Genomic DNA, 12090 nt, shown 5'->3' with positions numbered 1-12090 from the left:
AAACATCAGAAGTTTCCGAGGAAATCCCGCTTGCCGACCGGCGCACCCTGGTTGCGCAGGATGGCATGTGCCGTCGTCACGTGAAAATAGAAGTTCGGCAGCGCGAAGAGGGCGACATATTCGATGCCTGGAACGACGGAGCCATTGCGGCCCGGCACGGTGATCTCTCTCACATCGCTACCATCAAGAGCTCCGGCGGTGAAGCTCGCAAGGAAAGCTTCGGTCTTTGCCATACGTTCGCGCAGGTCGGCGATCGTCGCTTCATTGTCCTCGAATTTAGGCGCGTCAGTCGCCGTCAGACGGGCGAGCGCGAACTTGGCGCTATCGCTGGCACGCTGGTACTGGCCGGAAAGCGGCAGCATATCCGGGGCGAGGCGAGCGTTTACGAGGATGGTCGGGTCGATCTTCTTTTCCTCGGCATAGGCTTCCGCCTTGTCGAGATAGGTCTTCAGGCTGGCAATGCCGCGCTGGAACATAGGCACGGTCAGGCGATACATCGAAATGGACATTGTCCTGTCTCCAAAATCTTTAAAAAACAGCCGGTGTGCGCAGGCTGTTCGGGGCTCCGACTAGATGGGGATCTCTACGGCTTTCGCAATAAGCGCCTGTGACGGTTCACCGCCCATGATGGCCGGATTGCAACAGGCTGATCATGCAGAATTCACCACAGCAGGCGTCGGCTATTCGGCAACGACAGCCGAAATCAGCAAAGAGGCTTGACGCCGTTTCGATAAAATGGAATGAATATTCCGCGAAACAAATTTTACGGTTTGTTTGTTCCGTTTTGACGGGGCCGCCACGGGAGAGGCGGCGTGGGATTGAGGTCTGCAGACGGATGTCTGGGGCCCCGGCGTGAGGAGGGTGCAGCCGGGCACCGCTTTGTGGAGGAAATGCAATGAAAAAATTCATTCTGGGAACTGCGATGGCGCTCGTCCTGTCGACGGCCGCACACGCAGAAACCGTCGGCGTTTCGATGGCCAAATTCGACGACAACTTCCTGACCGTTCTGCGCAACGGCATGACCGATTATGCAAAGACGCTTAGTGGGGTCACACTGCAGGTTGAAGACGCGCAGAACGACGTCTCCAAGCAGCAGAGCCAGATCCAGAATTTCATCGCCTCCAAGGTCGATGCGATCATCGTCAACCCTGTCGATACCGATGCGACGACGGCGATGTCGAAGCTTGCGGCTGATGCAGGCATTCCGCTGGTTTACGTCAACCGCCAGCCGGTCAACGTCGACACGCTGCCGGACAAGCAGGCTTTCGTGGCTTCCAACGAGCAGGAATCCGGCACGCTGGAAACCAAGGAAATCTGCCGTATTCTCGGCGGCAAGGGCAAGGCCGTCGTCATCATGGGCGAACTCTCCAACCAGGCTGCGCGCATGCGGACCCAGGACGTTCATGACGTCATCAAGACGGACGAATGCAAGGGACTGGAGATCGTGGAAGAGCAGACGGCCAACTGGGATCGTACCCAGGGCGCCGACCTGATGACCAACTGGCTCTCCAGCGGCATAGAGTTCGACGCCGTGATCTCCAACAACGATGAAATGGCGATCGGCGCCATCCAGGCGCTGAAGGCAGCCGGCAAGGATATGAGCAAGGTCGTCGTCGGCGGCGTTGACGCCACGCAGGACGCGCTTGCTGCAATGCAGGCGGGTGACCTCGACGTCACCGTGTTCCAGGATGCCGCCGGCCAGGGCAAGGGCGCGCTCGATACGGCACTCAAGATTGCCAAGGGCGAAAAGGCCGACAAGAAGGTCTACATCCCCTTCCAGCTCGTCACGCCTGCCAACGTCAAGGACTTCGTCACCAAGAACTGAGGCAAACGCCAAGCAGGATGCGGGCTCTGCCCGCATCCTTTCAGCCTGTCCGTATCCGGAGGAGATGATATGGCCGTCAGCCCGTCAACCATGGCCGCCGTGCGCGCGAGCGGCGCAGTTCCGAATGCGGAATATCTCTTGAGCGCAGAGGGTGTTCGCAAGGAATTTCCAGGCGTCGTCGCGCTCGACGACGTGCAGTTCCGGCTGAAGCGTGCCTCCGTGCATGCGCTGATGGGGGAAAACGGCGCCGGCAAGTCGACGCTGATGAAGATCCTCGCCGGCATCTACACGCCCGACAAAGGCGATATCCGCCTGAAAGGGGTCGAAATCCGGTTGAAATCTCCGCTCGATGCGCTGGAAAACGGCATCGCCATGATCCATCAGGAACTGAACCTGATGCCGTTCATGACGGTTGCGGAAAATATCTGGATTCGCCGCGAGCCCAAGAACCGCTTCGGTTTCGTCGATCATGGCGCGATGCATCGCATGACCGAGGAGCTGTTTGCCCGGCTCAATATCGCGATCGATCCTGATATCGAAGTCCGCTATCTCTCGGTCGCAAACCGGCAGATGGTCGAGATCGCCAAGGCGGTTTCCTACAATTCCGACGTCCTCATCATGGACGAGCCGACTTCGGCGTTGACGGAGCGCGAGGTTGAGCATCTTTTCCGCATTATCCGCGATCTCAGGGCCCAAGGCATCGGCATCGTCTACATCACCCACAAGATGAACGAGCTTTTCGAGATCGCCGACGAATTCTCTGTCTTCCGCGACGGCCGTTATATCGGCACGCATGCCTCGACCGAGGTCACCCGCGACGACATCATCCGCATGATGGTCGGGCGCGAGATCACCCAGATGTTCCCCAAGGAAGAGGTGCCGATTGGCGAGGTCGTGCTCTCGGTCAAGGATCTCTGTCTCAACAGGGTCTTCCGCGACGTCTCCTTCGAAGTGAGAGCCGGCGAGATTCTCGGTGTGGCCGGCCTCGTCGGCTCCGGGCGCTCAAACGTCGCCGAAACGCTTTTCGGGGTAACGCCGGCGAGTTCCGGTTCGGTCGAACTCTTCGGCAAGCCGGTGACCATATCCTCGCCGACCGAGGCCATCCGTCACCAGATGGCGTTTCTGACCGAGGATCGGAAAGACACCGGTTGCCTGCTGATCCTCGATGTTCTGGAGAACATGCAGATTGCCGTCCTGCAGGACAGATATGTCAAGGGCGGCTTCGTGCAGCAGGGTGCGATCGAGGCGACCTGCGAAGACATGGCAAAAAGGCTACGCGTGAAAACGCCCAGTCTTTACGAGCGGGTCGAGAATCTTTCGGGCGGCAATCAACAGAAAGTGCTGATCGGGCGCTGGTTGCTCACCCATCCGAAGATCCTGATCCTCGACGAGCCGACACGCGGCATCGATGTCGGCGCCAAGGCGGAAATTCATCGGCTGGTCACCGAAATGGCGCGAAACGGCGTGGCGATCATCATGATCTCGTCCGAGATGCCCGAAGTGCTCGGCATGAGCGACCGCATCATGGTCATGCATGAAGGACGCGTGACCGGTTTCCTCAATCGCGATGAAGCAACGCAGATCAAGGTGATGGAACTGGCTGCGCAGTGATGCGCTGTCCGCGATCGCCAAAGGGAGGTTTGACATGACTACCAAGGCAGCAGAGGGTACGGCTCCGCTCGCAACCCGGCCGAGAAGGCGGCGTGTGCCGCCGGAACTCAGCATCTTCCTCGTGTTGGTTGGTATTGCGCTCATCTACGAAATCCTTGGCTGGATCTTCATCGGCCAGAGCTTCCTTCTGAACTCGCAGCGCCTGACGATCATGATCCTGCAGGTTTCCGTCATCGGCATTATCGCCGTCGGCGTCACCCAGGTCATCATCACCGGCGGCATCGATCTTTCGTCGGGCTCGGTCGTCGGCATGACAGCGATGATCGCAACGAGCTTCGCCCAGTCCTCTACCTGGGGACGAGCCGTCTTCCCGTCGCTGACCGACCTGCCGGCTCTCGTGCCGATCATGATCGGCCTGCTGATCGGGGCGGCGGCCGGTCTCATAAACGGCGCGCTCATCGCCTACACGAAGATACCGCCGTTTATCGCGACGCTCGGCATGTTCGTTTCGGCCAGAGGTGTGGCGAAGTGGTATACGAAGGGACAGCCGGTTTCCGGCATTACCGAGCAGTTTCATTTCATTGGAACCAAGGCGTGGCCGGTTGTCGTTTTCCTCGTCGTCGCGCTGATCTTTCATATTGCGCTGCGCTACACGCGCTATGGCAAGTTCACCTATGCCATCGGCGCGAACCCGCAGGCTGCGCGCGTATCTGGCATCAATATCGAGGCGCACCTCGTCAAGGTCTATGTGATCGCGGGACTGCTTGCCGGTCTTGCCGGTATCGTCACGGCAGCGCGCGCTGAAACCGCGCAAGCGAGCATGGGGGTCGGGTATGAACTCGACGCGATTGCCGCGACCGTCATCGGCGGCACCTCGCTTACCGGCGGCGTCGGGCGCATCACCGGCACCGTCATCGGCACCATCATCCTCGGCGTCATGACGTCAGGCTTCACTTTCCTCAGGATCGATGCCTATTACCAGGAAATCGTCAAGGGCGTCATCATCATCGCGGCCGTCGTCATTGACGTCTACAGGCAGAAGAAACGAACCAAGCACTGAACCGAAAAAAGGGGGCTTCGGCCCCCTTCATTGTTTCATGGAGAATGACTGCGATCACAACGAAGAATCCAGGGCTCCCGATATCTTCACATGTTGCATGAGTTTCTGGCGATCACCCAAAATCATCTCGGAAGGAATATCGGCCGGGTAGAAGAGAGCGATTTCCAGTCCCTCCGCGATAGCGTCATCCATTGGTCCCGGCAGCTCTTCCTCACGCATCCGTGCCTCGAAGACGGTGAGCAGAAAATCGAAGGTTTCGCCTTGTGGTGAAATAAACTTTTTTCGTTCGACTTCGATCAGATCTACCAGGTCCAAAGACACGCCGATCTCTTCAGATATCTCCCGGCGAAATGCGGCGGAGAAATCCTCGCCTTCTTCGACCGTTCCGCCCGGCAGAGACCAGCCTGCATGCATACCGCTTCTCTTCGCCAAGACGATTTGGCCTCTGGCATTATGGACGATGCCGATCGCTCCGCCCAACGCCCGGCGGGAAAAGTGCTTGTGTTTCTGTGTCTCAAAATCGGTTTCCTGCAAGGGCTGATCGGCTGTCGTCAGCCTGGCATCCGGGTATTGTCGAATAAGCGCCTGGAAAATTTCCTCACTTATGGGGTTCTCTCAGATCATTGGCAGAAAAAGACGTTCCGCGGCGGTTGAGCCTGCGGACTGCGGCATCCAAGGTATTTGCGACGTTACCTTTTTACATCGCAAAATTGCACGGTTTCTCCATTGCGCATTTGTAAAAAAATAGGTGGCGCTTTCTGCCAGCTTTTCTATTCTTGCCGCTTCGATCCGCCCGTTCGGGCAGTGCAGGAAAGCAGATGCAACTCGTATTCGACGGTCATAACGACGTTCTCCTTCGACTCTGGTCCCATGCGAAAGACGGAAGTGATCCGGTTGCGGAATTTGCGAACGGCACGACCGCAGGCCATATAGATGCCCCGCGGTCAAAGGCCGGCGGTCTGGCGGGTGGCCTTTGTGCTATCTACATTCCCTCGGGCGATCTGGTTTTTGCCGATCCGGATGGGAACGGCCACTACGCAACGCCGCTTGCTGCCCCCCTTGATCCACTGCCGTCGCTCACAATTGCTACGGAAATGGCGGCGATTGCGCTCCGGCTCGACCGTGCCGGCGCCTGGCGGCTCTGCCGCACGGTGAAAGATATCCGTAAGGCGATGGCATCAGGCATTTTCGCTGCTGTCATGCATATCGAAGGCTGTGAGGCGATCAGCGCCGATCTTGCTGCGCTTGATGTCTTTTATGCCGCCGGGCTGCGCTCGCTCGGCCCGGTGTGGAGCCGGCACAATATCTTCGGTCATGGCGTGCCCTTTGCCTTCCCGAGCTCGCCGGATACGGCGCCGGGTCTGACGGAAGCCGGCTTCGCGCTGGTGAGCGAGTGCAATCGTCTCGGCATCATGGTCGACCTTGCCCATATCACCGAGAAGGGCTTCTGGGATGTGGCGAAGACGAGCGATCAGCCGCTTGTAGCCAGCCATTCCAACGTCCATGCGCTGACGCCGGTCGCGCGCAACCTCACCGACAGGCAGCTTGATGCGATCCGTGAGCGTCGCGGGCTCGTTGGCGTGAACTACGCCACCGCCATGCTTCGTCCAGACGGCCGCTCCGATGTAGACACGCCGCTTTCCGACATGATCCGCCATATCGACTATCTCGTGAACCGCGTCGGGATCGACTGCGTGGCGCTCGGCTCGGACTTTGACGGTGCTACCATTCCGGAAGAAATCGGTGATGCCTCGGGCAACCAGAGGCTGATTGCCGCTCTCCGGCAAGCTGGCTATGGTGAGGAGGACTTGACCAAAATGGCCAGCGAAAACTGGCTTCGCATTCTGGCTTCGGCGTGGAGGGAAGAGGACGCCTGAAACCAAATAATACTTAGTAATCAATCAAAACAGGGGAACAAACCATGATGATTACCAAACTCAACCGCAGCTTTCGTCTTCTTTCCGCAGGGGCTGCGCTTTCGCTCCTGATGGTAGCAGCGCCTGCGGTCTTTGCAGAGACGCCGAAGGACACGCTCGTCGAAGGTTTTGCCATCGACGACATCATCACGATGGATCCGGGCGAAGCTTTCGAGCTTTCGACTGCGGAAGTCACAAGCAACACCTACAGCCTGCTCGTTCGTCTCGACATGAACGACACGTCAAAGATCAAGGGCGATCTCGCCGACAGCTGGACCGTTTCCGATGACGGCCTGACCTATACGTTCAAGCTGAAGCCGGATCTGAAGTTTGCTTCCGGCAATCCGATCACCGCCGAAGACGTTGCCTGGTCCTTCGAGCGTGCCGTGAAGCTCGACAAGAGCCCGGCCTTCATTCTCACCCAGTTCGGCTTGACTGGCGATAACGTCACCGAAAAGGCAAAGGCCGTCGATCCGACCACCTTCACCTTCACTGTCGACAAGGCCTATGCGCCGAGCTTCGTGCTGAACTGCCTGACGGCAACGGTGGCTTCTGTCGTCGACAAGAAGCTGGTTCTCGATCATGTGAAACCGGTCACTGTCGATGCCGACCACAAATACGACAACGACTTCGGCAACGAGTGGCTGAAGACGAATTATGCCGGCTCCGGCGCTTACAAGCTGCGTGAGTGGCGCGCCAACGAAGTCGTCGTCATGGAGCGTAACGACAATTATTACGGCGAGAAGGCAAAGCTTAATCGCGTCATTTACCGCTACATGAAGGAAAGCTCCGCTCAGCGCCTGGCGCTTGAGGCCGGTGATATCGATATCGCCCGCAACCTGGAGCCCGGTGACCTCGACGCCGTGACCAAGAATGCGGATCTGGCGACGACCAATGCGCCGAAGAGCACGGTCTATTATGTCAGCCTTAACGGCAAGAACGAGAATCTGAAGAAGCCTGAGGTCCAGGAAGCCTTCAAATATCTCGTCGACTACGATGCAATCGGCGCGACCCTCATCAAGGGCATCGGCGAGATCCACCAGACTTTCCTGCCGACCGGCCAGCTCGGTGCGCTGAATGAGAACCCCTACAAGCTCGACGTTGCAAAGGCGAAGGAACTGCTCGCCAAGGCCGGCCTGCCGGATGGTTTCTCGGTCACCATGGATGTGCGCAACACGCAGCCGGTCACCGGCATTGCCGAATCCATGCAGCAGACACTCGCCCAGGCCGGCGTGAAGATGGAAATCATCCCCGGTGACGGCAAGCAGACGCTGACCAAGTACCGCGCTCGCACGCACGACATATATATCGGCCAGTGGGGCTCGGACTATTTCGACCCGAACTCCAACGCCGACACGTTCACATCCAACCCGGACAATTCCGACGCCGGTACGGTGAAGACGCTCGCATGGCGCAATACCTGGGAAGCGCCCGAACTCGACAAGGAAACGAAGGCCGCCCTTCTTGAACGTGACGCCGCTAAGCGTGCGGCCATGTATGAGGATGTCCAGAAAAAGTTCCTGGCCAACAGCCCCTTCGTCGTCATCTTCCAGCAGATCGAAGTGGCCGGCTATCGCAAGAGCCTCAAGGACTTCAAGCTGGGTCCCAGCTTCGACACGAACTATGTAGGCCCGATCTCGAAGTGATGAGCCGGCTAGGCTGATCCAGTGAGCATCGTCGAAACAAGACAGGAGGCGCGGCCCCGCAAGGGCCGTGCACTCTCCTTTGCGAAGGCGCTGGGGCGTTTCCTCTTCGCCGCCGCCACCACCTATCTCGGCCTTCTGGCCGTCACCTTCTTCATCGGCCGCGTTGTGCCGATCGATCCCGTGCTCGCCATACTCGGCGACCGCGCGCCGACCCATGTCGTCGAGCGAGTCCGCCGCGAGATGGGCTTTGACCTGCCGCTCTACGAGCAGTTCTATATCTATCTAAAAGGCATCCTTTCCGGTGATTTCGGCAATTCCGTCCTGACCACCAATCCGGTCATGGTCGATATTCGCCGCGTCTTCCCGGCGACGCTGGAACTTGCGACCGTCGGCACGATCATCGGCTCTGTTGTCGGTGTGCCGCTTGGCGTTCTCGCTGCCGTGCGCCGCGGCAGCATTGCCGACCAGGTCGTGCGCGTCATCGGCCTCGTCGGCTATTCGGTGCCGATCTTCTGGCTGGCGCTGATCTCGCTCGTCATCTTCTATGCGCGGCTGCGCTGGGTGGCTTTCCCTGGCCGTATCGACATCGTCTATGAGTACAGTTTTACGCCGGTCACCGGCTTCTATCTCCTCGATAGTGCCTGGCAGGGGCAGTGGGATGTTTTCTACGACGTCTTCCGCCACATCATCCTGCCGGCCTCGCTGCTGGGCTATTTCTCGCTCGCCTATATCAGCCGTATGACCCGCAGCTTCATGCTGAATGAGCTGTCGCAGGAATATGTGGTGGCAGCCCGCGCCAAGGGCCTATCGGAAACGCGGGTGATCTGGGGTCATGCGCTGAGAAATGCGGCGGTGCCGCTCGTCACCGTCATAGCGCTTTCCTATGCGGGCCTGCTTGAAGGCTCGGTGCTGACGGAGACGGTCTTCTCCTGGCCGGGCATCGGCCTCTACATCACCAACTCGCTGCAAAACGCCGACATGAACGCCGTACTTGGCGGCACGATCATCATCGGCACGGTCTTTGTCGGCATCAACCTTATTTCCGATCTTCTCTATCGGATACTCGACCCGAGGACGCGCAACCGATGACGGTTCCGACCACGCCTTCCACGCCCTTGAGCCGCCGTGACTGGTTGCTGTCCGACCGGCCGCAGTCACGCATGCAGGCCCGGCTCGGCCGCGCCTACGTTACCTGGCGGCAGTTTACGGCAAACCGGCTTGCCGTCGTCGGCCTGCTGATCATCGTGGCGCTGCTACTGATTGCTGCGTTTGCCAATCTGATCGCCACCCACAATCCCGTTGTCGGCGATCTCATGAATGCCCGCCTGCTGCCGCCCGGCAGCGCCGGCTATCTGCTCGGCACCGACGATCAGGGCCGCGATATCTTCTCACGTCTCGTTTACGGCTCGCGGCTGACATTGCTCGTGGTCGTGCTGGTCGCCATCATCTCCGCGCCTGTTGGACTCATCGTCGGCACTGTGTCGGGCTATGCCGGAGGATGGGTGGATGCGACGCTGATGCGTATCACCGATATCTTCCTTGCCTTCCCGAAGCTCGTCCTCGCGCTCGCCTTCGTCGCAGCCCTCGGGCCCGGCATCCAGAACGCCATCATCGCCATCGCCATCACCTCCTGGCCGCCTTATGCGCGCATCGCCCGCGCCGAGACACTGACGGTCCGGCGGTCCGACTATATCTCGGCGGTCAAGCTGATGGGCGCCTCGCCGCTGCGCATCATTATCAGGCACGTCATGCCGCTCTGCATCTCCTCGTTGATCGTGCGCGTGACGCTCGACATGGCGGGTATCATCCTGACGGCCGCCGGCCTCGGCTTCCTCGGCCTCGGCGCACAGCCGCCACTGCCGGAATGGGGCGCAATGATCGCCTCCGGGCGCCGCTTCATCCTCGACCAGTGGTGGGTCGCGGCCATGCCCGGCATTGCCATCCTCGTCGTCAGCCTCGGCTTCAACCTGTTGGGTGACGGCCTGCGCGATGCGCTCGATCCGAAGGAGGCCGGCCAATGAGCTCGCTTCTGACCGTCGAAAACCTGCGTGTCAGCTATCCGACCCGCACTGGTGTTATCGAGGCCGTGCGCAGCGTGTCGTTCACGCTCGGCAAGGAGCGTCTCGGTATCGTCGGCGAATCCGGCTCCGGCAAGTCGCAGACCGGCCGCGCCATCATGGGGCTGACACCGACGCATGGTGTCGTCACCGCCGACGCGCTGGATTTCAGCGGCCTCGATCTCCTCAAGGCTTCGGCTGCCGAACGGCGCAAGCTGCGCGGCAAACGTATCGCCATGATCCTCCAGGATCCGAAATATTCGCTCGATCCGGTCATGACCATCGGCAAGCAGATCTGTGAAACATTGCGCACCCATGAGAAGGTCGGCAAAGGCGAGGCGCGAGACCGTGCGCTCGACATGCTGGAAGCGGTACAGATCCGCGATCCCAACCGTGTCTTCGGTCTCTATCCTCACGAGGTTTCGGGTGGCATGGGCCAGCGCGCGATGATCGCCATGATGCTGATCGCCGGGCCGGAACTGCTGATCGCCGACGAGCCCACTTCGGCCCTCGACGTAACAGTCCAGCTCGATGTCTTGAGGATCATGGACCGGCTGGTGTCCGACCGTGGTATGGGGCTGATCTTCGTCTCCCACGATCTGAGACTCGTCTCCTCTTTCTGCGACCGTGTCATCGTCATGTATGCCGGTCGTATCGTCGAAGAGATCGCCGCATCCGAGCTTCGCAACGCGAAGCATCCCTATACGCAAGGCCTGCTGAACTGCATGCCGCAGATCGGTGAAGACAGGCATCCGCTGCCGGTTCTCGACCGCAAGCCGGAGTGGGCTCTATGAGTACGGCGCTGTCTGCAGACCACCTTGGTGTCGTCTACGACCATTTCCATGCGCTGAAGGATGTGAGCGTTTCCATCGAAAGCGGCGAATCCTTCGGCCTCGTCGGTGAGTCCGGCTCGGGCAAATCGACGCTGCTGCGCGCGGTCGCCGGGCTTGCGCCTGTCAGCGAGGGAACGATCCGCATTCACGGCGAGCCGCTTAAAGGTTCGAAGCGCAGCAAAGGCTTCTATCGAAGCGTCCAGATGGTCTTCCAGGATCCCTACGGGTCGCTGCATCCGCGCCAGACCGTCGACCGGCTGCTTCTGGAACCGCTCGCCATCCACGGTATCAGCGACAGCGAGAAGCGCATCGCACGGGCGCTTGACGAAGTCGGGCTCGGCAATGGTTTCCGCTTCCGCTACCCGCATCAGCTTTCCGGAGGCCAGCGGCAGCGTGTGGCGATCGCCCGCGCATTGATTGTCGAGCCATCCATCCTGCTGCTCGATGAGCCGACATCGGCGCTCGACGCCTCCGTACAGGCGGAGGTTCTCAATCTGCTGGAGCAGATCCGGCGGGACCGGAAACTGACATTCGTCATGGTCAGCCACGATCTTGGGGTCATCACCCATATGTGCAAGAGGCTTGCCGTGATGCGCGGCGGCGCTGTTGTTGAACGGCTGACATCGGCCGAACTTGCCGCCGGGAGCGTTCACGAGGAGTACACGCGAAATTTGATGATCGCGAGCAAGGGTTTCGTGAAGGCTTGAAAGCCAATGTTTTCAAGCCCTTGAAAAATATCGCATGCCGTCGGCGTTAAGGATAATGTTTCCCTAAAACACGACCATTCGACTAGACTATTGACAGCTGCCTTAGTTCTGTCATGATCCCGTTAACGACCGTTTGCTTTCGTGATCGATGGAGGTTGAGGCATGTTCTTTCTCGGTGGGATGACCATGGGTTACCTCGATCCTCCTGTTAAGGTCGAGCGGAGGGAAACCGCCTCCGTGACTATCCCGGCAGAAAAGGATCGCCGGTTGATCGAGACATCCCCCAATGCACCCCAGAGCGACAGCGCCGTCGAGCGTTCCTGGATCTGGGCATGGCGCACGCTCTGCTGAGTTGGCGCCTGGGTGGATTTTCTCTTCCGTCTGCTCTGGACGGAATTTTATCTCTATCTACCTTATAGAGAATGTAAGAATATA

12 protein-coding genes are annotated in these 12090 nt (G+C 59.4%); 10 read left to right on the top strand and 2 right to left on the bottom strand.

From position 1 onward, the window contains the following. Positions 1-5: 5 nt before the first annotated feature. Complete coding sequence (locus AB8B33_RS21955; RefSeq protein WP_113319869.1) at positions 6-509, bottom strand: DUF1993 domain-containing protein; 504 nt, start codon at positions 507-509, stop codon at positions 6-8. A gap of 386 nt (positions 510-895) precedes the next feature. Between AB8B33_RS21955 and AB8B33_RS21950 the strand changes: the two genes are divergently transcribed. The 3 genes from AB8B33_RS21950 to AB8B33_RS21940 all read left to right on the top strand — a co-directional run bounded on the left by AB8B33_RS21950 (position 896) and on the right by AB8B33_RS21940 (position 4496). Then, positions 896-1825, top strand: a complete 930-nt coding sequence (locus tag AB8B33_RS21950; RefSeq protein ID WP_310385441.1) for a sugar ABC transporter substrate-binding protein — start codon at positions 896-898, stop codon at positions 1823-1825. Between the two features lie 69 nt (positions 1826-1894). Next, complete coding sequence (locus tag AB8B33_RS21945; protein WP_439016874.1) at positions 1895-3436, top strand: sugar ABC transporter ATP-binding protein; 1542 nt, start codon at positions 1895-1897, stop codon at positions 3434-3436. Between the two features lie 34 nt (positions 3437-3470). After that, positions 3471-4496 carry an ABC transporter permease gene (locus AB8B33_RS21940; RefSeq protein ID WP_310385437.1) on the top strand — a complete coding sequence of 342 codons (1026 nt, stop codon included), beginning with the start codon at positions 3471-3473 and terminating at the stop codon, positions 4494-4496. Positions 4497-4550: 54 nt separating this feature from the next. On the opposite strand, the gene AB8B33_RS21935 is transcribed toward AB8B33_RS21940, so the two are convergent. Next, positions 4551-5030, bottom strand: a complete 480-nt coding sequence (locus AB8B33_RS21935) for an NUDIX hydrolase (RefSeq protein ID WP_439016873.1) — start codon at positions 5028-5030, stop codon at positions 4551-4553. Positions 5031-5314: 284 nt separating this feature from the next. Between AB8B33_RS21935 and AB8B33_RS21930 the strand changes: the two genes are divergently transcribed. From AB8B33_RS21930 to AB8B33_RS21900, 7 genes are all read left to right on the top strand, one after another. Continuing rightward, the gene (locus tag AB8B33_RS21930) at positions 5315-6373 is read left to right on the top strand and encodes a dipeptidase (protein WP_439016872.1); all 1059 of its coding nucleotides are present in this window, start codon (positions 5315-5317) and stop codon (positions 6371-6373) included. Between the two features lie 44 nt (positions 6374-6417). Beyond that, positions 6418-8058, top strand: a complete 1641-nt coding sequence (locus AB8B33_RS21925; RefSeq protein ID WP_439016871.1) for an ABC transporter substrate-binding protein — start codon at positions 6418-6420, stop codon at positions 8056-8058. A gap of 21 nt (positions 8059-8079) precedes the next feature. After that, positions 8080-9147 (top strand): ABC transporter permease, encoded by a 1068-nt coding sequence (locus AB8B33_RS21920; protein WP_439016870.1) that lies wholly within the window; start codon positions 8080-8082, stop codon positions 9145-9147. After that, positions 9144-10079 (top strand): ABC transporter permease, encoded by a 936-nt coding sequence (locus AB8B33_RS21915; protein WP_310385427.1) that lies wholly within the window; start codon positions 9144-9146, stop codon positions 10077-10079. The genes AB8B33_RS21920 and AB8B33_RS21915 overlap by 4 nt, the downstream gene beginning before the upstream one ends. Next, a complete protein-coding gene (locus AB8B33_RS21910) occupies positions 10076-10909 on the top strand; it encodes an ABC transporter ATP-binding protein (RefSeq protein ID WP_113319860.1) in 834 nt (277 codons plus the stop codon). Before AB8B33_RS21915 ends, AB8B33_RS21910 begins: the two co-directional genes overlap by 4 nt. Next, positions 10906-11655, top strand: coding sequence for an ABC transporter ATP-binding protein (locus AB8B33_RS21905; protein WP_439016869.1), 750 nt, complete (start codon positions 10906-10908; stop codon positions 11653-11655). The genes AB8B33_RS21910 and AB8B33_RS21905 overlap by 4 nt, the downstream gene beginning before the upstream one ends. Positions 11656-11817: 162 nt before the next feature. Continuing rightward, positions 11818-12006, top strand: a complete 189-nt coding sequence (locus AB8B33_RS21900) for a hypothetical protein (RefSeq protein ID WP_113319858.1) — start codon at positions 11818-11820, stop codon at positions 12004-12006. Positions 12007-12090: the final 84 nt, after the last annotated feature.

The organism is Rhizobium sp. 768_B6_N1_8, assembly GCF_051811225.1.
Lineage (GTDB): Bacteria > Pseudomonadota > Alphaproteobacteria > Rhizobiales > Rhizobiaceae > Rhizobium.
Note: the sequence above shows the minus strand (reverse complement) of the source record. Positions and strands in the feature narration are given on the sequence as shown.

Coding starts and splice junctions, on each gene's coding strand:
- AB8B33_RS21925 (WP_439016871.1), top strand. CDS start 6,418: ATGATGATTACCAAACTCAACCGCAGCTTTCGTCTTCTTTCCGCAGGG.
- AB8B33_RS21955 (WP_113319869.1), bottom strand. CDS start 509: ATGTCCATTTCGATGTATCGCCTGACCGTGCCTATGTTCCAGCGCGGC.
- AB8B33_RS21940 (WP_310385437.1), top strand. CDS start 3,471: ATGACTACCAAGGCAGCAGAGGGTACGGCTCCGCTCGCAACCCGGCCG.
- AB8B33_RS21905 (WP_439016869.1), top strand. CDS start 10,906: ATGAGTACGGCGCTGTCTGCAGACCACCTTGGTGTCGTCTACGACCAT.
- AB8B33_RS21930 (WP_439016872.1), top strand. CDS start 5,315: ATGCAACTCGTATTCGACGGTCATAACGACGTTCTCCTTCGACTCTGG.
- AB8B33_RS21945 (WP_439016874.1), top strand. CDS start 1,895: ATGGCCGTCAGCCCGTCAACCATGGCCGCCGTGCGCGCGAGCGGCGCA.
- AB8B33_RS21915 (WP_310385427.1), top strand. CDS start 9,144: ATGACGGTTCCGACCACGCCTTCCACGCCCTTGAGCCGCCGTGACTGG.
- AB8B33_RS21900 (WP_113319858.1), top strand. CDS start 11,818: ATGTTCTTTCTCGGTGGGATGACCATGGGTTACCTCGATCCTCCTGTT.
- AB8B33_RS21950 (WP_310385441.1), top strand. CDS start 896: ATGAAAAAATTCATTCTGGGAACTGCGATGGCGCTCGTCCTGTCGACG.
- AB8B33_RS21910 (WP_113319860.1), top strand. CDS start 10,076: ATGAGCTCGCTTCTGACCGTCGAAAACCTGCGTGTCAGCTATCCGACC.